At 70.4% G+C, this 22,190-nt stretch carries 21 protein-coding genes; 13 read left to right on the top strand and 8 right to left on the bottom strand.

Annotated features, from left to right (window positions below):
- The first annotated feature begins 19 nt into the window (after positions 1-19).
- Both ACYQ78_RS09160 and ACYQ78_RS09155 read left to right on the top strand, forming a co-directional pair.
- Positions 20-1,405 (top strand): acyl-CoA carboxylase subunit beta, encoded by a 1,386-nt coding sequence (locus ACYQ78_RS09160; RefSeq protein ID WP_459800305.1) that lies wholly within the window; start codon positions 20-22, stop codon positions 1,403-1,405.
- A gap of 22 nt (positions 1,406-1,427) precedes the next feature.
- Complete coding sequence (locus ACYQ78_RS09155) at positions 1,428-1,652, top strand: DUF5988 family protein (protein ID WP_459800304.1); 225 nt, start codon at positions 1,428-1,430, stop codon at positions 1,650-1,652.
- A gap of 59 nt (positions 1,653-1,711) precedes the next feature.
- Here ACYQ78_RS09155 and ACYQ78_RS09150 read toward each other — a convergent pair whose 3' ends face one another.
- Both ACYQ78_RS09150 and ACYQ78_RS09145 read right to left on the bottom strand, forming a co-directional pair.
- Positions 1,712-3,178, bottom strand: a complete 1,467-nt coding sequence (locus tag ACYQ78_RS09150) for a glycosyltransferase family 39 protein (protein ID WP_459800303.1) — start codon at positions 3,176-3,178, stop codon at positions 1,712-1,714.
- Between the two features lie 166 nt (positions 3,179-3,344).
- Positions 3,345-4,019: a TetR family transcriptional regulator gene (locus tag ACYQ78_RS09145; protein WP_459800302.1), complete on the bottom strand. Its 675-nt coding sequence runs from the start codon at positions 4,017-4,019 to the stop codon at positions 3,345-3,347.
- An 89-nt stretch (positions 4,020-4,108) separates the two neighbouring features.
- On the opposite strand from ACYQ78_RS09145, the gene ACYQ78_RS09140 reads away from it, so the two are divergent.
- From ACYQ78_RS09140 to ACYQ78_RS09125, 4 genes are all read left to right on the top strand, one after another.
- The gene (locus ACYQ78_RS09140) at positions 4,109-5,644 is read left to right on the top strand and encodes an acyl-CoA carboxylase subunit beta (protein WP_459800301.1); all 1,536 of its coding nucleotides are present in this window, start codon (positions 4,109-4,111) and stop codon (positions 5,642-5,644) included.
- Positions 5,641-5,811 (top strand): acyl-CoA carboxylase subunit epsilon, encoded by a 171-nt coding sequence (locus tag ACYQ78_RS09135; protein WP_459800300.1) that lies wholly within the window; start codon positions 5,641-5,643, stop codon positions 5,809-5,811. Before ACYQ78_RS09140 ends, ACYQ78_RS09135 begins: the two co-directional genes overlap by 4 nt.
- Before the next feature lie 5 nt (positions 5,812-5,816).
- The gene (locus tag ACYQ78_RS09130; RefSeq protein WP_459800748.1) at positions 5,817-7,541 is read left to right on the top strand and encodes an acetyl/propionyl/methylcrotonyl-CoA carboxylase subunit alpha; all 1,725 of its coding nucleotides are present in this window, start codon (positions 5,817-5,819) and stop codon (positions 7,539-7,541) included.
- A 90-nt stretch (positions 7,542-7,631) separates the two neighbouring features.
- Complete coding sequence (locus tag ACYQ78_RS09125) at positions 7,632-8,687, top strand: hypothetical protein (RefSeq protein WP_459800299.1); 1,056 nt, start codon at positions 7,632-7,634, stop codon at positions 8,685-8,687.
- On the opposite strand, the gene ACYQ78_RS09120 is transcribed toward ACYQ78_RS09125, so the two are convergent.
- The 3 genes from ACYQ78_RS09120 to ACYQ78_RS09110 form a co-directional block, all read right to left on the bottom strand.
- Positions 8,684-9,862 carry an MFS transporter gene (locus tag ACYQ78_RS09120; protein ID WP_459800298.1) on the bottom strand — a complete coding sequence of 393 codons (1,179 nt, stop codon included), beginning with the start codon at positions 9,860-9,862 and terminating at the stop codon, positions 8,684-8,686. The two genes, ACYQ78_RS09125 and ACYQ78_RS09120, sit on opposite strands and share 4 nt — an antisense overlap.
- A 5-nt stretch (positions 9,863-9,867) precedes the next feature.
- Complete coding sequence (locus tag ACYQ78_RS09115) at positions 9,868-10,848, bottom strand: LacI family DNA-binding transcriptional regulator (protein ID WP_459800297.1); 981 nt, start codon at positions 10,846-10,848, stop codon at positions 9,868-9,870.
- Positions 10,849-10,914: 66 nt separating this feature from the next.
- On the bottom strand, positions 10,915-12,120 hold the full coding sequence (locus ACYQ78_RS09110; RefSeq protein ID WP_459800296.1) for a cysteine desulfurase-like protein: 1,206 nt from the start codon (positions 12,118-12,120) through the stop codon (positions 10,915-10,917).
- A gap of 84 nt (positions 12,121-12,204) precedes the next feature.
- Between ACYQ78_RS09110 and ACYQ78_RS09105 the strand changes: the two genes are divergently transcribed.
- A complete protein-coding gene (locus ACYQ78_RS09105) occupies positions 12,205-12,849 on the top strand; it encodes a dihydrofolate reductase family protein (RefSeq protein WP_459800295.1) in 645 nt (214 codons plus the stop codon).
- Here ACYQ78_RS09105 and ACYQ78_RS09100 read toward each other — a convergent pair.
- The 3 genes from ACYQ78_RS09100 to ACYQ78_RS09090 all read right to left on the bottom strand — a co-directional run bounded on the left by ACYQ78_RS09100 (position 12,818) and on the right by ACYQ78_RS09090 (position 14,982).
- Positions 12,818-13,624 (bottom strand): alpha/beta fold hydrolase, encoded by an 807-nt coding sequence (locus ACYQ78_RS09100; protein ID WP_459800294.1) that lies wholly within the window; start codon positions 13,622-13,624, stop codon positions 12,818-12,820. The two genes, ACYQ78_RS09105 and ACYQ78_RS09100, sit on opposite strands and share 32 nt — an antisense overlap.
- Entirely contained in the window at positions 13,621-14,184 is a 564-nt protein-coding gene (locus ACYQ78_RS09095; RefSeq protein WP_459800293.1) for a DJ-1/PfpI family protein, read from the bottom strand. Before ACYQ78_RS09095 ends, ACYQ78_RS09100 begins: the two co-directional genes overlap by 4 nt.
- 87 nt (positions 14,185-14,271) lie before the next feature.
- Positions 14,272-14,982: a GntR family transcriptional regulator gene (locus ACYQ78_RS09090; protein ID WP_459800292.1), complete on the bottom strand. Its 711-nt coding sequence runs from the start codon at positions 14,980-14,982 to the stop codon at positions 14,272-14,274.
- A gap of 435 nt (positions 14,983-15,417) precedes the next feature.
- Between ACYQ78_RS09090 and ACYQ78_RS09085 the strand changes: the two genes are divergently transcribed.
- Genes ACYQ78_RS09085 through ACYQ78_RS09060 form a run of 6 tightly spaced genes read left to right on the top strand, consistent with a single transcriptional unit; the run spans position 15,418 to position 22,179 of the window.
- Positions 15,418-16,767, top strand: a complete 1,350-nt coding sequence (locus ACYQ78_RS09085; protein WP_459800291.1) for a sugar ABC transporter substrate-binding protein — start codon at positions 15,418-15,420, stop codon at positions 16,765-16,767.
- Positions 16,764-17,708 (top strand): carbohydrate ABC transporter permease, encoded by a 945-nt coding sequence (locus tag ACYQ78_RS09080; RefSeq protein ID WP_459800290.1) that lies wholly within the window; start codon positions 16,764-16,766, stop codon positions 17,706-17,708. Before ACYQ78_RS09085 ends, ACYQ78_RS09080 begins: the two co-directional genes overlap by 4 nt.
- Positions 17,708-18,568: a carbohydrate ABC transporter permease gene (locus ACYQ78_RS09075; RefSeq protein WP_459800289.1), complete on the top strand. Its 861-nt coding sequence runs from the start codon at positions 17,708-17,710 to the stop codon at positions 18,566-18,568. Before ACYQ78_RS09080 ends, ACYQ78_RS09075 begins: the two co-directional genes overlap by 1 nt.
- A complete protein-coding gene (locus ACYQ78_RS09070) occupies positions 18,568-19,635 on the top strand; it encodes an ABC transporter ATP-binding protein (RefSeq protein ID WP_459800288.1) in 1,068 nt (355 codons plus the stop codon). Before ACYQ78_RS09075 ends, ACYQ78_RS09070 begins: the two co-directional genes overlap by 1 nt.
- Positions 19,635-20,726 carry an ABC transporter ATP-binding protein gene (locus ACYQ78_RS09065; protein ID WP_459800287.1) on the top strand — a complete coding sequence of 364 codons (1,092 nt, stop codon included), beginning with the start codon at positions 19,635-19,637 and terminating at the stop codon, positions 20,724-20,726. The genes ACYQ78_RS09070 and ACYQ78_RS09065 overlap by 1 nt, the downstream gene beginning before the upstream one ends.
- Entirely contained in the window at positions 20,719-22,179 is a 1,461-nt protein-coding gene (locus ACYQ78_RS09060) for an NAD-dependent succinate-semialdehyde dehydrogenase (protein WP_459800286.1), read from the top strand. The genes ACYQ78_RS09065 and ACYQ78_RS09060 overlap by 8 nt, the downstream gene beginning before the upstream one ends.
- Positions 22,180-22,190 lie beyond the last annotated feature (11 nt).

The following is a 22,190-nucleotide window of genomic DNA, read 5'->3' as shown; positions in this document are numbered from 1 at the left end:
GTTCTTGAAAGGGATTCGCATGATGGAGCCCACCCGTGACCCGCTGGTCCGGCTGACGAGACTGCTCGACGACGGAACCCTCACCCTCCACCGGGGCGACGACGAGATCAGCACCACCGTGGTGCTCGGACGGGTCCACGGGGTGCGGGTCGTCGCCTTCTGCACCGACGCCCGGGTGATGGGCGGCGCGATCGGGTTCACCGAATGTGCCCGCATCGCCGACGCCATCGACCTCGCGCACAAGGAGAACTGCCCGGTCATCGGGCTGTGGCACTCCGGCGGCGCCAAACTCGCCGACGGCATCGAGGCGATGGACGGCATCGGCCGGATCTTCGCGGCCACCGTCCGCGCGTCGGGCAGGATTCCGCAGATCTCCGTGGTCCTCGGCCCGGCCGCCGGTGGCGCCGCCTACGGGCCCGCGCTGACCGACGTCGTGATCATGGCCTCGGCCGGGCGGGTCTTCGTGACCGGCCCCGACGTCGTGCGCAGCGTGACCGGCGAGCAGATCGACATGGAGGGGCTGGGTGGCCCCGAGGCGCACGGCGTGAAGTCCGGCGTGGCGCACATCGTGACCGCCACCGAGGAGGAGGCGCTGATCCGGGCCAGGAACGTGACCGCCCTGCTCGCCGTGCCGGGCAAGGCCGACCTGGAGCTCGTCGGCGCGCCGCGTGACCTGCGGGAACTGCTTCCCGCCCGCGCCCGGCGAGCCTACGACGTCCACCCCCTGGTCAGGGCTCTGCTCGACGAGGAGTCCTTCGAGGAGTTACACGCGAAGTGGGCGCCCAACGTCGTGACCGGCCTCGGCCGGCTGGCGGGCCAGGCCGTGGGCGTGGTGGCCAACAACCCGCTGCGCAAGGGCGGCTGCCTCGACTCGCTGTCGGCGGAGAAGGCCGCGCGGTTCGTGCGGATGTGCGACTCCATGGGCGTGGCCCTGGTCACCGTGATCGACGTGCCCGGCTTCCTGCCGGGTGTCGGCCAGGAGTGGGGCGGCGTCGTCCGGCGCGGCGCGAAACTGCTCTACGCCTACGCCGAGGCGGTCGTCCCGCGCGTGTCGGTCGTCACCCGGAAGTCCTACGGGGGCGCCTACATCGCCATGAACTCGCGCTCCCTGGGCGCCACCAGGGTCTTCGCCTGGCCCGCCGCCGAGGTCGCCGTGATGGGCGCCGAGTCGGCCGTCGGGATCCTGCACCGCAAGAAGCTCGCGGCGGTGGCGGAGGACGAGCGCGAGGCGCTGCGCGCCGTGCTCATCGAGGAGCACGAGCGCATCGCCGGTGGCGTCGACCGGGGCCTCGCCCTCGGGGTGATCGACGAGGTCATCGAGCCCGCCCAGACCCGGGCCGCGGTGGCGGAGGTCCTCGCCGCCTCGTCCTACCGCCGTGGCGCCCACGGCAACATCCCGCTCTGAGACTCCTGAGACGAGGCAGACCATGGCCGGCAACGACATCCCCAACGTGTTCCTCCGCGGCGGCTCGACCTCCGTGCTCGCCGAGGACGACCGCCTGCGCTACCTACCCGACCTCACCGTGACCACGCTCAAGATCCTGTGCGGCAACCGCTACGAGCACTTTGAGGCCAGCGCCGACACCACCCTCGTCGACGACCGTGAGCTGCGGGTCTTCGAGTGGGCCCGGCACACCTACGTGGCGGAGTGACCAAAGGAAGAGCCGCCGTGGGCCCGGTGCCCACGGCGGCTTTTTCGTCGGTACGAGTCCTAGGCGTCGGCAGGCGACTTGAGATGGGGCCACAGCACGGTCCAGGGGAAACGCTGCCCCCGGCACGTCCACACCTCTTTGCCCTGGGCGCGGTTGAGCACGCCGACCCCGTTGTCGAGGACGGCCGAACGGGTGCACTCGGCCCACATCCGGTCGACGTCGGCCTTCGCGAAGCCGACCGCGACGGTCACGCCGTCGTCGGCGACGGGGCTGCCGAAGTACCAGAACCCGGTGTGGGAGCTGTAGACGCGGGGGAGGCCCTGCGGGCGGCCGTACACCTCAAGGGCGCCGGCCAGCGAGTAGTCGGCGGCGAGGATGATCGCGTTCGTCCGGTCGGCGGGGGGAAGCGCCTGGTAGACGCCGGTGACCTGGTCGGCCACCTGCGGCCAGCCGACGGTCTCGGCGGCGTCGGGGTTCAGGATCGGCTGCGGACTGCGGGCCAGCGAGTCGACCGGGTAGATCGGCAGCGCGAAGACGGCGGAGACGAGGGCGGTGACCACGAACACCGGCCGGGAGGTCACCCATCGCCCGCGCGAGCGCCCCTGGCGCCGCTCGACCCTGATCGCCCCGGCGGCCCACATGGCCGCCCACAGCCCGGCGAGGTAGTAGGGCTTGCCGCCGGTGGCCATGAAGAACACGTTCAGCAGCAGGAACGCCCACGCGAGGAACCGGAACGGCCGCAGCTCCGGCGCCCGCAGCAGCCCCCACACACCCCAGACCAGCAGCACCGACAGCACGATCCCCGTCATGAGGATCTCGTTGATGACGAAGCCGATCGGGCCGCCGTAGTCCTCCGCCGCCGCGATCGTCCGGACCATGTCGAGCTGCGGCCACCCGTAACGCTGCTGCCAGAGGATTCCCGGCACGGCCGCCGCCACCGCGATCGCGGCGCCCGCGTAGAAGAGCGGCCGCCGGAAGACCTCGCGCGGCCCGCTGATCACGACCCCGGCCACGATCGCGAACAGCACGACCACCACCAGGTACTTCACCTGCAACGCGACGGCCGCGATCGCCCCCGCCGCGAGCAGCAGCCGCTGGTCGCGGGTGCGCACGAAGCGGACCACGACCCACACCAGGGCGGTGGTGACGAACAGGTCGACCGAGGAGGTGTAGAGGCTGTGCCCGTCGGCGACCGTGAACGGCGTGACGGCGTACGCCCCGGCGGTGAGCAGCTGCGCCTTACGCTCGCCGCCCATCTCGCGGGCGGTCAGCGCCGCGACCACCACGCCGGCCACGGCCAGCGCCGCCGCCACGACCCGCACCGCGACGATCGAGGGGCCGAACAGCTCGGTGATCAACCGCATGACCAAGGGGACCAGCGGAGGCTGGTCGGGATATCCCCAGTCGAGGTGCTGTCCCGCGACCAGGAAGTACAACTCGTCGCCGTGAAAGCCGTAGCGCGCGCTGAGGGCGACCAGAATCACGCCCAGTGTTCCGGCCATGCCCAGCACCATTCGCCAGGGCACCGGGGCGATCGTGGACTGAGGCGGATCCGCCACTTCTGTGGACACCGTGGAGACATTCATGCGGGAAAGCTAACATTTGCTTCGACCGCAACCGATGGAGTGCTCATGAATTGATTTTCGCGGACGGCCGACATTTCCGTAAAGCGCACCGTTCAATAGGAGCGCTTTATTCGACTTCGGTCGCGAAATGGATCTGCAGGGCCTCCATAATCGCCTGGGGCGAGGCCGAACGAGAAAAGGCCGCGACCACGACCTGGTCGTTCTTCGGCTGTTCGGCATATTGGAAAGTGGCGATCACATAGCGGAGGGCGTGGTCGAGGATGTCCGAGGGGTCATAGGTGCCGCCCGCGCGCAGCCACCCGCGCAGCACCTGGTTGTGGGCCGCGACGACCGAGGCCGACATGAGCTCCGCGCGCAGGTCGGCGTCGGGCGAACCGGCCAGCCAGGTGCCGATGAACTCGCGGAACAGCCGCTGGTAGCGGGCGACGCTGGCGATCTCGCGGGCGCGCAGCGCCGGGACCTTTCCGACGAGGCGGTAGCGGCGCAGCGACACCTCGGCGTCGTCGACGTAGTGCGTGAGCACGATGCGGACGGCGTCGGTCACGGCGGCGATCGCGGTGTCGGCGGCCGAGGCCCTCAGCCGGGCGTCGACCGCGGCGAGCAGGCTGTCGTGGTCGGGGAAGATCGCGTCTTCCTTCGACCGGTAGTAGCGGAAGAACGTGCTGCGGCTCACGCCCGCACGGGCGGCGATGTCGTCGACGGTGGTCTCGTCGTACCCGTTCTCGTCGAACAGGGACACCGCCGCTTCGGCGAGGCGGTGACTGATGGAGGGCGTGGCCATACGGCCATTCTCCCGGACCCCTTGTTGTGTCCGACAAAAGGACTGAGTATCGTTCCGGCGGAACTCAGTGTCATGAAGGATGGTGATCAATGGAGCCGCGCGGCACCGCGGGCCACCTGTCCCGTTTCGAGGAGCGCATGGACGAAGCCGTCCACCTCGCCGAGAAACGGGCCTCAGCCAAGCAGCACGCCAAGGGCAGGCTCACCGCCCGTGAGCGCATCGAGCGCCTGCTCGACCCCGGATCCTTCACCGAACTCGACGCCCTGGCCACCGGCCGGGGCGAGCACCGCATCCCCGGCGACGGCGTGATCACCGGTCACGGCACGGTCGGCGGCCGTCCGGTGTGCCTGTTCTCGCAGGACTTCTCCGTGCTCGGCGGCAGCCTGGGCGAGGTCTACGGCCAGAAGATCTGCAAGGTCATGGACCTGGCCGTGAAGATCGGCGCCCCGATCGTCGGCATCAACGAGGGCGCCGGCGCGCGCATCCAGGAGGGCGTCGTCTCCCTGGGACTGTACGGCGAGATCTTCCGCCGCAACGTCCACGCGTCGGGCGTGATCCCGCAGATCTCGCTGATCATGGGCGCGTGCGCGGGCGGCCACGTCTACTCCCCGGCCCTGACCGACTTCACCGTCATGGTCGACGAGAAGTCCCACATGTTCGTCACCGGACCCGACGTCATCAAGACCGTCACCGGCGAGGACGTCACCTTCGAGGAACTCGGCGGCGCCCGCGTGCACAACAGCCGCAGCGGCAACGCCCACTACCTGGCCGACGACGAGGACGACGCGCTCGACTACGTCCGGGCCCTGCTGGCCTACCTGCCGCAGAACAACGTCGACGACCCTCCCGCCTACGAGGCGGAGATCGGCGCCCCCGACGAGTCGCTCGACCGTCTCCTGCCCGACTCCCCGAACCAGCCCTACGACATGCAGGACGTCATCGCCGCCCTCCTCGACGACGGCGAGTTCCTGGAGGTCCAGGCGCTCTTCGCACCCAACATCGTGGTCGGCTTCGGCCGCGTCGACGGCCGCTCGGTCGGCGTGGTCGCCAACCAGCCCATGCGGATGGCCGGCACGCTCGACATCGACGCCTCGGAGAAGGCCGCCCGGTTCGTCCGCACCTGCGACGCGTTCGGCATCCCCGTCCTGACGCTGGTCGACGTGCCCGGCTTCCTGCCGGGCACCGACCAGGAGTGGAACGGCATCATCCGGCGAGGGGCCAAGCTCCTGTACGCCTACGCCGAGGCCACCGTGCCACTGGTCACCGTGATCACGCGCAAGGCCTACGGCGGCGCCTACGACGTCATGGGCTCCAAGCACCTCGGCGCCGACGTCAACCTCGCCTGGCCCACCGCCCAGATCGCCGTCATGGGCGCCCAGGGCGCGGTCAACATCCTGCACCGCCGGACCCTGGCCGAGGCCGCGGAACCCGACGAACTGCGCGCCAAACTGGTCCGCGAATACGAGGACACCCTGGCCACGCCCTACCTGGCCGCCGAACGCGGCTACGTCGACGCGGTCATCGCCCCGCGCGACACCCGGCGCGAGATCGTCCGCGCGCTGCGCGTCCTGCGCGGCAAACGCGAGACGCTCCCGCCCAAGAAGCACGGGAACATCCCGCTGTGAACGTCGTGAAGGGCGATCCCACACCCGAAGAGTTGGCCGCGCTGGTGGTCGCCCTGCTCTCGGTGTCCCGCACCACCCCCACGCCGCCGGCCGGGCCGGTCCGGTCGGCCTGGCGCGAGGCCGCGCGCCGATCCGCCCTGCGCGGCAGTCTTGGAGGACGTCTGTGAGCACCATCCGCAAGGTGCTGGTCGCCAACCGCGGCGAAATCGCCGTGCGCGTGTTCCGCGCCTGCCGCGACGCCGGGATCGCCAGTGTGGCGGTCTACGCCGACCAGGACCGCGACGCCCTGCACACCCGCACCGCCGACGAGGCCTTCGCCATCGACGGCTACCTGTCGATCGAGATGATCATCGAGGTGGCCGCCCGCTCCGGCGCCGACGCCGTCCACCCCGGCTACGGCTTCCTGGCCGAGAACGCCGCCTTCGCCCAGGCCGTCATCGACGCCGGCCTGACCTGGATCGGCCCCCCACCCGCCGCGATCACCGCGCTGGGCGACAAGGTCCAGGCCCGCCACATCGCCCAGAAGGTCGGCGCCCCCCTGGTCGCGGGAACCCCCGACCCCGTCGAGGGCGCCGACGAAGTGGTCGCCTTCGCCACCGAACACGGCCTCCCGATCGCCATCAAGGCGGCGTACGGCGGCGGCGGCCGCGGCCTGAAAGTGGCCCGCACGCTGGAGGAGATCCCCGACCTGTACGAATCGGCGGTCCGCGAAGCGGTGACCGCGTTCGGCCGGGGCGAGTGCTTCGTCGAGCGCTACCTCGACCGCCCCCGCCACGTCGAGACCCAGTGCCTGGCCGACGCCCACGGCGACGTCGTCGTGGTCTCCACCCGCGACTGCTCCCTGCAGCGCCGCCACCAGAAACTCGTCGAAGAGGCCCCCGCGCCCTTCCTCACCGAGGAGCAGGAGCGGCTGCTCCGCGAGAGCTCCAAGGCGATCCTGCGCGAGGCGGGCTACCTGGGCGCCGGGACGTGCGAGTTCCTCATCGGCCAGGACGGCACCGTGTCGTTCCTGGAGGTCAACACCCGCCTCCAGGTCGAACACCCGGTCACCGAGGAGGTCACCGGCATCGACCTGGTCCGCGAGATGTTCCGCCTGGCCGAAGGCGAGCCCCTCGGCTACGACGACCCGATCGCGCGGGGCCACTCGATCGAGTTCCGCGTCAACGCCGAAGACGCCGGCCGCGGCTTCCTGCCCGCCCCCGGCACCATCGCCCTCTGGCGCGCCCCCTCCGGCCCCGGCGTCCGTATGGACTCCGGTTACGAACAGGGCGAGACCGTCCCGGGCTCCTTCGACTCGCTGGTCGCCAAGCTGATCGTCACCGGCGCGACCCGGGACCAGGCCCTCCAGCGGGCCCGCCGCGCCCTTGCGGAGTTCGAGGTCGACGGCATGCCGACCGTCCTGCCCTTCCACCGCGCCGTCGTCGAGGACCCCGCCTTCACCGGCTCACCGTTCTCCGTCCACACCCGCTGGATCGAGACCGAGTTCGACAACACGATTCCTCCTTACGACGGCCCGGCCGCCTCTGCCGCCGAGCCTGGCGAACGCGAGCGCATCACGGTCGAGGTGGCGGGGCAGCGGCTGGAGGTCGTGCTCCCGGCAGGTTTCGGCGTGGGCACCGCGAAACGGACGGCCGCCCCTGCGACCCGTCGTCGTGGTGGGGGAGCGGCCAAAGCGGTGGGGGGAGACTCGCTGGTCAGCCCGATGCAGGGCACCATCGTCAAGGTCCTGGTGGCCGAGGGCGACCCCGTCGCGGCGGGCGACACGGTCGTGGTCCTGGAGGCCATGAAGATGGAACAGCCCCTCACCGCCCACAAATCCGGCACCGTCACCGGCCTGTCGGCAGAAGCGGGCGCGACGGTGACCGCAGGAGCCGTCATCTGCGAGATCACGTCCTGACCGCTTCTCACCAACGCGTTCCCGGTTTATGAACGGCGTGACAACCCTCACGTCGGAAGGTCAACCGTGACGCGATTATCAAGGATCCTGATGGCGGCCGTGATCGCCGTCGGGCTCGTGCAGGTCGTCGTGGCCCCCGCGCGGGCCGCCATCGCGAACCATTGGGGCTACGCCTACGTCGACGTCACCTCCGGCGTCCCCAGCCCCGTCCACCAGCACGGAAGCTGGCCGGGCGGGTTCACGGTCAGCGTCACTCCGGGCGTGCCCGGCGAGACGATCGTCCGGTTCCCGCAGGTCGCGGGGCCCGGTGGTGTCGCGCACGCCACGGCGGTGTCCACCGGGCCCGACATCTGCCAGGTCGCCACGTGGATGCCGGTCGGCCCCGACCAGATCGTCGTGGTCAGGTGTCACAGGTTCGGCGGCACGCCGGTCACCACGCCGTTCACGGTGACGTGGTCGGAGAGCACGCCTCCCCTCGTCGGGATCGGCGGGTTCGGGTACGTGCACTACAACGCCGGGGTCGTCGCCTCGTACAACTCCGCGTCCGGCACCAATACCGTCGCCACTCTGGGCGTGGGCCATTACAGGGTCGACCTGAACGGTCTCGGCTCCACCGTCTTCGTCGGCGGCATCCAGGTGACGGCGCAGAACGACCTGGCCCAGGCCAGGTGCAAGGTCGCGACCTGGGTCCCCTCGACGGTCAACGGGACGGCGAACCAGCAGATCCTCGTACGGTGCTTCGACTCGGCGAACACTCCGATGCATTCCGGCTGGAGCCTGACCTACCAGCGGGAGCGCAACGTCAACGGGCGGTGGCTGCAGCCGACGAGGCTCGGATACACCTTCGACCAGGCGCCGGGCAACCCCGGGCCCTACGCGCCGGCGGGCGGGATCAGCTACAACTCGTGGAGCGGCGTCAACACGGTGCGGTCGGGCGGTCCGGGCCTGCGCGTGGTCACCTTCCCCCTGGTCGGGCTCGCGATCGACCACGTGCAGGTGACGGCGTACGGGGCCGACCCCGACCACTGCAACCTGCAGTCGGTGTGGACGACCACGGGCGGTGCCGCCGCGGTGCGGACGAAGTGCTGGACCGGGGTGACACCCGCCGACCGGGCGTCGTTCGTGTCGTACACCTCCTCCGACTAGAGCCGCCGGCTGGTCATGACGGCCAGGCCGAGGACGGCGAGGAGCCCGAGGGCCGCCGGGGCGAGGAACACCAGGGGCAGGCCGACGACGGCCGCTCCCACGCCTCCGGCGGCTCCGCCCAGAGCCGAGGCCAGGGCGGTGGAGCTCAGGAAGATGGCCGAGGCGGTGGCGACGGCCGTGGGGAGAAGGCGCTGGGCGACGATGATGCCGAGTGCGGCGAAGATCCCCCAGACGCCGCCCATGAGGATCTGCCCGGCGAACAGCCCGGCCGCCGTGCCGGTCAGGGCGAAGCACACGTTGGCGGCGACTCCGAAGGCGGCGCCGACCACCATGAGCCGCATCATCCCGATCCTGCGGGCCACCAGCACGGCCACGGGCATGAGGACGATCTCGACCAAGGGCTGGATCCCGATGATCGCGCCGCTGAGCCCGGCGGGGAAGTCCAGCTGTTCCCGCATGTAGATGGGCAGGTAGGCGTACTTGATCGGCTCTCCGGCGTACACGAACACGTACAAAGTGGTGAACGCGAGCAGGGGCAGCATCGCCCGCACTCCGGGGCCGCGCGGCGAGGCCCCGGCCGAGCGCGCGGCGGGCGGGGTCCTGAGCGCGCCGAGCGGGAGGATCTGCGCGAGGGTGCAGACGGCGGTCGCCAGGAGCAGGAAGCGCAGGGAGGTGTGGGCGGCGAGAAACGCCCCGGCGACGGGACCGACCACCCAGCCGCCGGTCAGGGCCATCCGCACGACGGCGACCACGCCGTCGTTGTTCGGGCCGGGGCGCGCTTCGAGTTCGTCGTGGATGGCGGCGAAGAGCTGGGAGGTGGCCGCGCCCGCGAACGCGAGCACCAGAGCGCTGATGACGTAGGGCATCCACAACTGCGTCGAGTACGCGATGGCGGCCCAGCCCGCGAACCCCGCGACGGCGCAGAACCGGAACAGGCCGAGGCGTCCGCCGGTGCGGTCGGACCGGGCGCCGACCAGGTATCCGGCCACCGGTGCGGTCAGGCTGGTCAGGTAGAACAGGCCGGCCGCGGTGAGCGAGGCGCCCAGGTCCTCGACCAGGAACGACGCGATCTGGGGCGCCGCCGCCGAGAACCCGAGACCGGACAGGAACAGGGCGATCGTGGCGCCCCGGTAGAGCGGCGAGGCCACCGTCAGGTGAAGCGTCGAGGCGGGCATGCGATTCAGGCGCTGGCGCGATTGACGAGGTCGACCGGGAAGCGCTGCCGGTATCCCGGTGTGACGTCGCCTTCCAGGAGGAGGCGGGCCGCGGCCGCCGCCATCTCCTCGACGGGCAGGCGCATCGTGGTCAGCTGCGGGTTCGCGCAGACGGCGGCGACGCTGTCGTCGAACCCGATGACGCTCACGTCGCCGGGGACCTTCCTGCCTCCGGCGGTGATCGCCTGGACGGCCCCCGCCGCCGCCAGGTCGCAGGCCACGAACATCGCGTCGATGTCGGGATGCCGTTCGAGCAGGTGGGCGGCGGCGTCGTAGCCGCCGTCGCGGTGGAAGCCGCCCTCGGCGCCGATCTCCGGCAGGCCGAGGCTCCGGACCGCGCGCAGATATCCGGTACGCCGGTCGATGGCGCAGGGGTTCGAAGCAGGTCCGTGTACGGCCGCGATCTTCCGACGGCCGAGTTCATGCAGCCGTTTGACGGCGGCGTACGCACCGCCGACGTTGTCGGCCTCCATCCGGGGCACCGACGAGTCGGTGGGCACCATCGAGACGGCCCGGCGGCACCGGCGGAAGAACCGGGCCGCCAGCTCCGGCGTGATGTCGGCCAGCACGGCCCCGAGGGTGGCGTTCGCGGCGATCTCGTCGATCGCCTCCACGGCTCTCTCTTCCGGTACGGCGTGCAGCCGCAACTGCGCCCCGACGCCTTCGAGCACGGGCATCATCCCCGCCAGCACCCGGCTGAAGTAGGGATGGGTGCCCAGCCAGCCGATGCCGGGACCGTAGGTCACCGCGATGAGGTCGACCGCGCGCCGACGGCCGGAGGCCAGGGCTCTGGCCGCCTCGTCCGGCCGGTAACCCAGCTCCGCGACCACGGCCTGAACCCGCGCCCGCAGCTGCTCGGACGCGCCGGGGGCGTTGTTGATCACCCGGGACGCCGTCGCACGGGACACGCCCGCGGCCCGTGCGACGTCTTCGATCGTCGGCTTCACGCTGCTCGCCCTCCCTCGTCGAGGCGCTCTGGACCCTAGTCCCGAGAGCGCTCTCAGGAGAAGGCGTCAGGCGGTCAGATCTTCCAGGGCGTTGAGGAGGCGATCCACGTCCGACCTGTCGTTGTAGTGCACGAGCCCGGCCCGCACGCCGGATCCCGAGTCGCGGATGCCGAAGGCCTGCGTGAGTTCCCAGGCGTAGCAGTGCCCGTCCCACACGTTGACCTGGCGGGCGGCCAGATGTTCGGCCACCTGGCGGGGGGTGTGGCCGGCGACGGTGAAGAACGCGGTGGCCGTCCGCCGCTGGGGCGAGCCGACCAGGCCGACGCCGGGCAGCGCCGACAGCCCCTTGAGCAGGTGGGCGAGCTCGGCCTGCTCGTGGGCCTCGACCGCCGCCATCGAGGCGAGCACCCGTTCCCGCCGGGTGCCGGTCGCGCCGGAGTCGAGCCCGGCCAGGTGGTCGACCGCGGCGGCCACCCCCGCCAGGTCGGCGAAGGACGCGGTGCCCGTCTCGAACCGGTCGGGCACCTCGGCCGGCGAGGAGGCCAGTTTGTCGGGGGAGAGCCGTTCGAGCAGCTCAGGGGAGGCGATGACGGCGCCGATGTGCGGCCCGGACCACTTGTAGGAGCTGGTCGCGTAGAAGTCGGCGCCGAGGGCGGCCATGTCGATCGGGGTGTGCGGGGTGGCGTGCACGCCGTCGACGTAGGTCAGCGCGCCGGCCTCGTGGGCCCGCGCGGTGATCCGCCGGACGTCGGGCATGGTGCCCAGGATGTTGCTGGCGGCGGTGACCGCGACGAGCTTCGTCCGGTCGGTCACGAGCTCCTCGTACTGCTCGGCGGGCAGTTCCCCGCTCGGCACCTCGACGGTCGCCCACCGGATCCGGGCCCCGGCCCGCGCGGCGGCCTGGACCCAGGGACGCACGTTCGCGTCGTGGTCGAGCCGGGACACCACGATCTCGTCGTCCGGCCCCCAGGTCTTCGCCAGGGCGTACGCGAAGCGGTAGGTCAACGTGGTCATGTTCGGCCCGAACACCACGCCGCCCGCGTCCCCGCCGACCAGGTCCGCCACGGCCTGGCGCGCCCGCTCGACGATCGCGTCCGACCGCCCGCTGGCCGCGAACGCGCCGTGGGTGTTGCCGATGCCCTCGACGTAGGCGGCGGCGATGGCGTCGATCACCGGCCGGGGCACCTGGGTGCCCGTAGCGGCGTCCAGCCAGGCGTATCCGTCGGAGAGGGCGGGATAAAGGGCGCGAATCCGTGCGATGTCGAGGCTCATGCCACCACAGTCTCCCTGAGGTGTGTAGAAAACGGGCCACCGGCTCCGACTCATCGATGAGAGCCCGACCAAAGGAGCCCGCACATGTCCGCGCTACGCGTACACAATCTCTCGATCTCTCTGGACGGTTTCGCCACCGGCGACGTCCAGTCCCTCGACGCGCCGTTCGGGCACGCCGGAGAACGGCTGCACGAGTGGATGTTCGCCACCCGCTTCTGGCACGACGACGGCGCCGCGGGCGCCGACCACGTGTTCGCGGCGCGGAACGGCGACGGCATCGGCGCCGAGATCATGGGGGCCGGCAAGTTCGGCCCGCCCGGCTGGCAGGACGACCCGGCCTGGCGGGGCTGGTGGGGGGAGACCCCGCCGTTCCGGACCCCCGTCTTCGTCCTCACCCACCGGCCGAGACCGCCGATCGAGATGGACGGCGGCACCACCTACCACTTCCTCGACGCCTCACCCGCCGAGGCGCTCGACCAGGCCAGGAAGGCGGCCGAAGGGCTGGACGTGCGCCTCGGCGGTGGACCCACGGTCGTTCGCGACTTCGTGGCCGCGGGACTGGTCGATCATCTGCACGTCGTGCAGGTCCCGATCCTGCTCGGGCGCGGGGTCCGGCTCTGGGACGGGCTGGAGGGGGTGGAGGCGACGTACACGATCGAAGCGGTCTCGACGCCGTCAGGCGTCACCCACCTGACGTTCACCCGAGGAAGCTCGACAGGAGCCGCCTGAACTCGTGCGGGTGCTCGATCGCCGGGACGTGCCCGCAGCGGCCGAACACGTGCAGACGGACATCGGCCAGGTGTCCGAGCAGGGGCAGCGCCGACGTCTCGAGCGGGGTGACCCGGTCGTCGGCGCCGTGGACGAGCAGCACGGGAGCGCGGATCCCCGCCAGCGTCTCCGCCGAGAGGGTGAGGTCGTCGGCCCAGCGTGCCCGGGGCGGAGGGAACAGCGACGCGAACGCCTCCGCCCCCGCTTCCATCGCGGCCGCGCGGGCGGCGACGGCCGGTTCGGTCACGAGCGCCTGGTCGAGGACGAGGCGGCTCAGCATGTCGCGCGCGCCGAGCGGGCCGGCGGGGGCGGCCCAGATCGCGTCGAGGTCGGCGGACAGCGGCGCCCCCGGGGCGCCCATCGTCGAGACCGCCACGACGTGGGTGACCCGCCGGGGATGGGCGGCGGCCAGCGCCAGCGCCACGGCGCCGCCCATCGAGTGGCCCACCACGGCGTAGTGCTCGGCGCCGAGGGCGTCCATCAGTGCTGCGGCCTGTTCCGTCCACAGCCGAAGACCGCCCCTGGAGCCCGGCGGGATCGGGGTGAGGCCGAATCCCGCCTGGTCAGGAGCCACCAGGCGCCAGGACTCGCCCAGCGCCTGCGCGGTCGCCGCCCAGGCGCCGGATCCGGTCGTGCCGGGTCCGGAGCCGTGCAGCATCAGCACCGCGGGGCCGGTGCCGCCGTCCATCACGTGGACGGCGGAGCCGCCGACGGTGACGGTCCGGAGCGTCGTCACCGAGAGCTGACGGACTTCGCGAAGAGGTCCATCATCGCCCGGCCGAACTGCGGCATGTCCGGCCAGCCGCGGCAGGAGACAAGGTTTCCGTCGACGACGTCGGGGGCATCGATGACCGTCGCGCCCGCGTTCTCCATGTCACCGGTGATGGGCGGGAAGCACGCCACCCTCCGGCCCTTCAGCAGGCCGTACACCGCGGGCACCTGCGCACCGTGGCACACCAGCGCGATGGGGAGGTCACGCGCGAAGAAGTGCTCGGTGATGCGGCGGACGTCGGGGTCGACCCGGATCCACTCGGGGGCACGGCCTCCGGGGATGATGAGGGCGTCGTAGAGCTCGACGTCGACCTCGGACCAGGGGACGTTCACCGGCAGTTTCCGGCCGTCCTTCTCCACGTAGGCGTCGCAGTTGGGGTCGAACTCGTGGATGACAAGCTGAATGTCACGCAACGTCCGTGACGAGACGTCAACGTCCCAACCGGCCTCCTGCACTCGGTAGTAGGGATACATGGTGTCGAGCTCCTCGGCGGCGTCGCCGGCCAGAAGCAGCGCTCTGGGCACCTACTTCTCCTCGCATCTGGGGCAGGTAAGGGGGATCGGATCCAATCCGATCCGGTTGGGTTAGCATTCCTCGGCGGGGGCCGCCCGTCAAGCCTTTACGGTCATTCCGTCCGCGTCCTTCGCCTCGTCGAACAGACGCCGGAACCGCTCGCCCGACCGCAGGATGTGGCGGCGCATGGCGTAGGCGGCGGCGTCGGGGTCGCGCGCGGCGATCGCGGTCAGGACGTCCTCGTGTTCGGCCATGGCCAGGTGGGTGACCTGGGTGTCGTGGACGAGCCGGAACAGGTGCACGTGCGTGTGCAGGCGGGCGAGCGCCTCGCGGATGACCTCGTTCTCCGCACTGAGGGCGACGAGGTCGTGGAAGGCCGCGTCGCGCAGCCCGAAGGCGCCGTAGGCCGCGGCCCCGCTGCCCCCCTCCAGTTCCGCCATCTCCTCCAGCATTCGCCGCAGGCCGGCGACCTGTGCGGAGGATGCGCGCTCGGCGGATCTGCGCGCCGCCGCCGGCTCCAGGAGCAGGCGGAGCTCGAGCATGTCCTCGAACCGGTGCCGGGTGATCTGAGGGGGGATCCGGTAGCCGGCATGGGGCACGCGCACGACCAGGCCCTCGGCCTCCATGCGGTTCAGGGCGTCTCGGATCGGGGTCTGCGAGACCCCCAGCTCTCGCGCCAGGACGTCGATCGTGACGCGGGCGCCAGGCTCGATCCGTAGCGACATGAGCTGTCCGAGCAGCGTGTCGTACACCTCGTCGGCGAGCCGCCCGCGCGACCGTCGCCGCGCGATCGCCGCTTCGTCGTCCATCGTGACGTGAGGTCCTTTCTTGGGTTTACGAGAACTTGTTGACGTCGGTCCAAATTTTGCGGGATGTTGACGCCCCCACCCGGATCGTATAGGAAAGGTGGCGGATGTCACCCATCTTTAACCCACGCGAAACCGCGCGCCACCGCTCCGATTCGATCAGTTGGAGCTCCCCCTGAGCATGTTCCACGACCTGCATGGTCCGCCACCGACCGTGCCGGAACCGAAGAACCTCTCGAACTGATTGAAAGCCCCAATACGTCGCGGCGTACCCGTGACGCCGGTCTGCGGGTCAGCCCCTGCGACAGCCGGCAAAACGCCTGAACAACCCCCCTAGCTCGGCGAAGTACGCAGTAAGGCACCAGTGGTCCACACCCAGAAAGCAGGCAAGATATGCGGTATCCACGGCGAATAGGACAACTGGCGGCGGCGGCACTGTTGGTTGCCACGTCTCTGGTGGCCTGCGGCTCGGACGACGGCGCGACCAGCGCCCCCAAGGCACCGGCGGACATTCCGGAGCTCACCAAGGACCCGCTGACCCTCAGCTTCATCTGGTTCGACTGGCCCCCCGCCCACGCGCTGGAGGCCTTCGCGAACGCGGAGTACACGAAGCTGCGGTCGAACGTGACCATCAAGGTCAACACCGTACCGAACGCGAACTGGCACGACGCGATGTTCACCCAGTTCGCGGCGCACAAGACCGACTTCGACATCCCGATCCTGGACTCGCAGCACATCGGTGAGGCCGTGACGAACGGCAACATCCTCGACATCACCGACTTCGTCAAGAAGAACATCGACGTCAACGCCTACAACCCGTACCTCCTGGCGGCCTACGGCCAGTATCCGCAGGCGGAGACCGGCAAGCGCGACGAGAACGCCAGCCTCTACGGACTGCCGCTGCTCGGCGACACCTGGACGATGATCTACCGCAAGGACCTGATCGGCGACAACCCGCCGAAGACCTGGGACGAGATGATCGCGGCCGCCCAGAAGTGCCAGACGGACAACCCCGGCGTCAGCGGGCTGGCCTTCCACCAGGCCAACGGCTCCGACGCCGCGGCCGTCACCTACAACACGGTCAACGGCGTCTACGGCGGCAACCTCTGGGACCCGAAGGCCCGCAAGATCAACGGCATCATGAACGACGCCGCGGGCCAGGAGGCGATGGACGTCCTGGTCAACAAGATGAAGCCGCTGACCGCCCCGGGCTCCGGCAACTGGTTCATCGACGAGGTGAACGCGGCGGTCGCCCAGGGCAAGGCGTGCATCGCGTTCAACTGGATCGCCGCGAGCGGCGGCCTGCTCGACCCGAAGCAGTCGACGCTCGGCGCCACGAAGGAGGAGATCCTCGGCAAGCTGGGCTTCGCCACCCTGCCCACCCAGAAGACCGACCTGGTGCCGCTCGGCGGCATGGGCATGCACGTGTCGGCCTACTCGCCCTCGGCGAACCAGGCTGAGGCGCTCAACTTCATGAAGTGGTTCGAGCAGGCCGACATCCAGAAGAAGTGGGCCGCCGCCGGCGGCGTTCCGTCGCGTACGGACGCCCTGAACTCGCCCGAGTTCCTCAACGCCGGGCCGTTCAACAAGGTGTACACCGACTCGGTGTCGCGGATGCGGGACATGTGGAACGTGCCCGAGTACGCGCGCCTCGTCGACATCGAGAACACCAACGTCAACGCGGCCCTCAACGGCGCCAAGCCGCCGAAGCAGGCGCTCGACGACATCGCCAAGGAGCAGCAGGCCGTGCTCGACGCCAGCAGCGGTAAGGGCGGCGGCGGGCTGTGAGTGACCCCGTCTCGCTGAAGGACCACCCCGTGCAGGCGGCCGCGACGCCGCCCGCACGGGGGCGGTCCCGCCGGTTGAGCGACCGCTGGCTCACGCTGGCCTTCATCTCGCCGGCGCTGCTGCTGTTGCTCGCGATGTCGGTGTTTCCGCTGCTGTGGGCGCTGTACCTGTCGTTCACCGACTACTCCGCCACGCGCGGGGGGTCGGCCCATTTCGTCTGGTTCGAGAACTACACCGCGATCCTGACGTCGGCGCAGGTCCACATGAGGGCCCTGACGACGCTGATCTACGTGGTCGGCGCGGTCGCCCTGCAGATCGTGCTCGGTTTCTCCATCGCCTACCTGATCTCCCGGCGCACGAACGGGCGGGGACTGCTGACGACGCTGTTCCTGGTTCCGATGATGCTGTCGCCGGTCGTGGTCGGGCTGTTCTGGAAGTTCATGCTCGACGCGCAGTTCGGCGTGATCAACAGCCTGCTCGGCTCGCTCGGCATCGGGCCGGTCGAGTGGCTCACCCGGCAGCGGACGGCGCTGATCTCCCTGATCGTGGTCGACACCTGGCAGTGGACGCCGTTCATCATGCTCATCGCGCTCGCGGGCCTCACCGCGGTTCCCAAATATCTGTACGAGGCCGCCTCGATCGACCGGGCGTCCGAGTGGTTCCGGTTCCGCACCATCACTCTTCCGCTGGTGTGGCCGCTGCTCCTCATCGCCGTGCTGTTCCGGGCCATCGAGGCCTTCCGGCTGTTCGACCTCGTCTACATCCTCACCAGCGGAGGTCCCGGGGTCTCCACCGAGACGTTGTCGTTCCACGTCTACAAGGTGGCGTTCCTGGGCTTCAACACCGGGACCGCCTCGGCGTACGGGATCCTCATGGTCCTCATCGTCATCGTCCTCGCGCAGCTCTACATGCGCTACCTCAACAAGCTCAAGGAGGACTGATGGCCGTCTCCGCACGCCGCGCAAGCGGCCGGGGCCGCTCCGTGCTTGAGATCGCGCTGCTGACCGTGCTGGCCGTGGTGATGCTCTTCCCGGTGCTGTGGATGATCGAGACGGCGTTCAAGGAGAACCGGGACGTCTACGCGATCCCCGCCAAGTTCTTCGACTTCACGGTCACCCTCGACCACTTCAAGGACGTGTTCGTCTCCTCCGCCGGTCGTTCGTCCCTGTCGACCGCGTTCCTCAACTCCGTCGTGGTCGCCGGTGTCTCCACGGCACTGGCCACCGTGCTGGGGGTCCCGGCGGCGTGGGCCTACTCGCGCTTCGGCGTGAAGGCCAAGAAGGACCAGCTGTTCTTCATCCTGTCCACGCGCTTCATGCCGCCCGTGGTGGTGGTGATCCCGATCTTCCTCATGTACCGCCAGTTCGGGCTCATCGACACCAAGCTCGGCCTGATCCTCATCTACACCGCCTTCAACGTCCCGTTCACGATCTGGATGATGAAGGGGTTCGTCGACGAGGTGCCCGCGGAGTACGAGGACGCCGCCATGCTCGACGGCTACACCCGCCTGCAGGCGTTCTGGAAGTTCACCCTTCCCCTGCTGCTGCCCGGGATCGCCGCGACGGCGGTCTTCGCGCTCATCTTCTCCTGGAACGAGTTCGTGTTCGCCATCTTCCTCACCTCCAGCGACGAGGTGCGGACGGCCCCGCCCGCCATCGCCGGCCTCATCGGAGGAACCACCGTCGACTGGGGTCTCGTGGCCGCCGCCTCCGTGGTGTTCGCCCTGCCGGTGCTCGTCTTCGCCTATCTGGTGCGCAAGCACCTCGTCGCCGGTGTGACCCTCGGGGCGGTGCGACGCTGATGGCGGGCATCGAGGTGACCTCCCTGCACAAGCGCTACCCCGACGGAACGGTCGCGGTCGAGCACGTCGACCTGTCGATCGGCGACGGCGAACTGTTCGTGATGCTCGGCCCTTCGGGCTGCGGCAAGACGACGACGCTGCGGGCCATCGCGGGCCTGGAGCGGCAGACGACGGGCGACATCCACATCGGCGACACGCTGGTCAACGACCTGCCGCCCGCCGATCGCGACATCGCCATGGTGTTCCAGTTCTACGCCCTCTACCCGCACCTGAACACCCGCGACAACCTGGCGTTCCCCCTGCGGGCCGAAGGGCTGCCCAAGCCCGAGGTGGAGGAGCGGGTCGCCGAGGCCGCCCGGCTGATGCGGCTCGGTGAGCTGCTCGACCGGCGGCCCCACCGGCTGTCCGGCGGTGAGCAGCAGCGCGTCGCGCTCGCCCGCGCCCTGGTGCGACGGCCGCGCGCCTTTCTCATGGACGAACCCCTCACCAACCTGGACGCGGAACTCCGGGCGGACATGCGCACGGAGATCAAGCACCTGCAGGGCCAGCTGGGGACGACGATGGTCTACGTCACCCACGACCAGGTCGAGGCGATGTCGCTCGGCCACCGGATCGCCATCCTCAACAAGGGCCGCGTCGAGCAGATCGGCACGCCGCTGGAGGTCTACGACCGTCCCGCGAGCCTTTTCTGCGCCGCGTTCATCGGCTCCCCGCCGATGAACCTGATCGAGGTGGAACTGGCCGACGGGATGCTGCGCAGCAAGAGCGGGCTGGCCCTCACGCCACCGCCGGGCCTGCCGCGTGACCGTTCCCTGGTCGCGGGCGTCCGGCCGGAGGCACTGGAGGTGACGGCGCAGGGGACGGAGGGTTCGGTCCCGGCCCGTGTCGTCTCGGCCGAGTGGCTGGGCGACGAAATCATCTACGTGGTCGACCACGGCGGCGAGCGCGACGTACGGGTCCGGATGGCGCCGACCGTCCGGTTCGCCGCCGACGCACCGGTCGGGCTGCGGCACACCGGCGGCCCCCCGCCGGTCTACGACGTGAGCACGGAAGAGCTGGTGGCCTGATGGGAACCGTGGAGGTAAACGGGCTGCGCAAGTCCTTCGGCGCGGTCCAGGCCCTGGACGGGGTGACGCTGGACGTACCGGACGGATCGTTCTTCGTCGTGCTCGGGCCCTCCGGGGCGGGCAAGACGACGACCCTGCGGGCGATCGCCGGCCTGGAGAAACTCGACGCCGGGACGGTGCACCTGGACGGGCGGGACGCGACCGGTGACTCACCGGCCGACCGCGACCTGGCCATGGTCTTCCAGAGTTACGCGCTCTACCCGCGGCTCACGGCGTACGAGAACATCGCCTCGCCGCTGCGGGCCCGCCGCCGTTCTTCGAGCGAGATCGCCGCCGCCGTCGAGCGGATGTCGAGCCTGCTGCACATCGAACGTCTGCTGCAGCGTCGGCCCGCGCAGATGTCGGGCGGTGAGATGCAGCGGGTCGCCCTGGCGCGGGCGCTGGTCCGCAACCCGCGCGCGTTCCTCATGGACGAGCCGCTGACCAACCTCGACCTCAAGCTCCGCGTCGAGATGCGCACCGAGCTCACCCGCATCCACCGCAGCCTCGGCGGCACCTTCGTCTACGTGACCAACGACCAGGTCGAGGCCCTGTCCATGGCCGACTACGTCGCGATCCTCAAAGAGGGAAAGGTGCAGCAGGTCGGAACACCTGCCGAGGTGTACGAGCGCCCGGCCAACCAGTGGGTCGCGGGCTTCGTCGGGAGCCCGGCGATCAGCCTGCTGGCCTGCCGCGCCGAGGGAGACCGTCTGATCGGGGCGGCGGGCTGGACGCTGCCGCGGCCCCGCTGGACCACGGCCGAGGACGGCCGTCCGCTGCTGCTGGGCCTGCGCGCGGAGGACCTGTCCGTCGAGCGGCGTGGGGACGCGTCGTTGCAGGGTGAGCTCTACGGCCTCGAACCGCTCGGTGACCGGACCCTGGTCGACGTCCAGGTGGGGACGGAGATCCTCAAGGTCAAGGCCCGGCCCACCGTCACCGGGACGCCGGGAGAACGGCTGCAGGTCACGGTCGACCTGGACCGCGCGCACCTGTTCGACGCGGGCACCGGGCTGGCACTGACCGAAATCACAGGAGGACGACGCAATGCATGACCCGATGGACGCCCTGGCCCCCGAGCATCGGCGGCTCCGGATCGGCGACGCCTGGCGCGACGCCTCCGGTGGAGCCACCTTCCCCGTCGAGGACCCGGCCACCGGCGAGACCATCGCCGAGGTGGCGGACGCCGACGTCGCCGACGGGCTCGCCGCCTTGGACGCGGCGAGCAGGGCGATGGCGGAGTGGGCGGCCACCCCGCCGCGCAAGCGGTCGGAGTTGCTGATGGCGACGTACCGGGCGCTGACCGAGCGATCCGAGGAGGTCGCCCGGCTGATCACGCTCGAGATGGGCAAGCCGCTCGCCGAGGCCCGTGCGGAGGTGGGTTACGGCGCCGAGTTCTTCCGCTGGTTCGCCGAGGAGGCGGTCCGCGTCGAGGGGCGCTACAACACCGCTCCCAACGGTGGCTACCGCATCCTCACCGTGCCGAAGCCGGTCGGTCCGTGCGTCTTCGTGACGCCCTGGAACTTCCCGCTGGCCATGGGGGCCCGCAAGATCGCCCCCGCGCTGGCGGCGGGGTGCACGACGGTCACCAAGCCGGCCGCCCAGACGCCCCTGACCATGCTGCTGCTGGCCCGCATCATGGAGGAGGTCGGCGTTCCCCCGGGCGTCGTCAACGTCGTGACGACCAAGCGTTCCGGCAAGGTGGTCTCGGCGCTGCTGGCCGACCGCCGGACCCGCAAGCTCTCGTTCACCGGGTCGACCGAGGTCGGGCGCGTGCTGCTGCGGCAGGCGGCCGACAACGTGCTGCGCACGTCCATGGAACTGGGCGGCAACGCGGCCCTGATCGTGTGCGCCGACGCCGACCTGGACGTCGCGGTCGACGGCGCCATGATCGCCAAGATGCGCAACATCGGAGAGTCCTGCATCGCGGCCAACCGCATCTACGTCGAGGAGCCGGTGCGCGAGGAGTTCACCGCGCGCTTCACCAAGCGGATGGGCGCGCTCTCGATGGGCCATGGTCTCGACGACGGCGTGAACGTCGGAGCGCTGATCGACGAGCCCTCGGTCGCCAAGATCGACGAGCTCGTCACCGACGCCGTCAACCGCGGCGCCCGGGTCCTGGTGGGCGGCGAGCGTCCTGAGGGGCCGGGTCACTTCTACCCGCCCACGGTCCTCGTCGACGTGCCCGACGACGCGCTGATGCTGGAGGAGGAGATCTTCGGCCCGGTGGCGCCGATCATCTCGTTCACCTCCGACGACGAGGTGATCGCGAAGGCCAACGACACCGAGCACGGCCTGGTCGGCTACGTCTTCACCCGTGACCTCCAGCGGGCGCTCCGGTACGCCGAGAGGCTGGAGACGGGGATGGTCGGCGTCAACCGGGGCCTCATCTCCGACCCGTCGGCTCCGTTCGGAGGCGTGAAGCAGTCGGGGATCGGCAAGGAGGGGTCGCACGAGGGCATCCTCGAGTACCTCGACGTCACCTACGCGGCCATCGACCTACCGTGAGAAGAGGCGCC

The sequence above is a fragment of the Herbidospora sp. RD11066 genome (assembly GCF_054661255.1).
This window is presented reverse-complemented; position numbering and strand designations above follow the sequence as displayed.

Coding starts and splice junctions, on each gene's coding strand:
- ACYQ78_RS09060 (WP_459800286.1), top strand. CDS start 20,719: ATGCATGACCCGATGGACGCCCTGGCCCCCGAGCATCGGCGGCTCCGG.
- ACYQ78_RS09070 (WP_459800288.1), top strand. CDS start 18,568: ATGGCGGGCATCGAGGTGACCTCCCTGCACAAGCGCTACCCCGACGGA.
- ACYQ78_RS09090 (WP_459800292.1), bottom strand. CDS start 14,982: ATGGACGACGAAGCGGCGATCGCGCGGCGACGGTCGCGCGGGCGGCTC.
- ACYQ78_RS09105 (WP_459800295.1), top strand. CDS start 12,205: ATGTCCGCGCTACGCGTACACAATCTCTCGATCTCTCTGGACGGTTTC.
- ACYQ78_RS09075 (WP_459800289.1), top strand. CDS start 17,708: ATGGCCGTCTCCGCACGCCGCGCAAGCGGCCGGGGCCGCTCCGTGCTT.
- ACYQ78_RS09125 (WP_459800299.1), top strand. CDS start 7,632: ATGGCGGCCGTGATCGCCGTCGGGCTCGTGCAGGTCGTCGTGGCCCCC.
- ACYQ78_RS09140 (WP_459800301.1), top strand. CDS start 4,109: ATGGAGCCGCGCGGCACCGCGGGCCACCTGTCCCGTTTCGAGGAGCGC.
- ACYQ78_RS09110 (WP_459800296.1), bottom strand. CDS start 12,120: ATGAGCCTCGACATCGCACGGATTCGCGCCCTTTATCCCGCCCTCTCC.
- ACYQ78_RS09065 (WP_459800287.1), top strand. CDS start 19,635: ATGGGAACCGTGGAGGTAAACGGGCTGCGCAAGTCCTTCGGCGCGGTC.
- ACYQ78_RS09120 (WP_459800298.1), bottom strand. CDS start 9,862: ATGCCCGCCTCGACGCTTCACCTGACGGTGGCCTCGCCGCTCTACCGG.
- ACYQ78_RS09160 (WP_459800305.1), top strand. CDS start 20: ATGATGGAGCCCACCCGTGACCCGCTGGTCCGGCTGACGAGACTGCTC.
- ACYQ78_RS09155 (WP_459800304.1), top strand. CDS start 1,428: ATGGCCGGCAACGACATCCCCAACGTGTTCCTCCGCGGCGGCTCGACC.
- ACYQ78_RS09145 (WP_459800302.1), bottom strand. CDS start 4,019: ATGGCCACGCCCTCCATCAGTCACCGCCTCGCCGAAGCGGCGGTGTCC.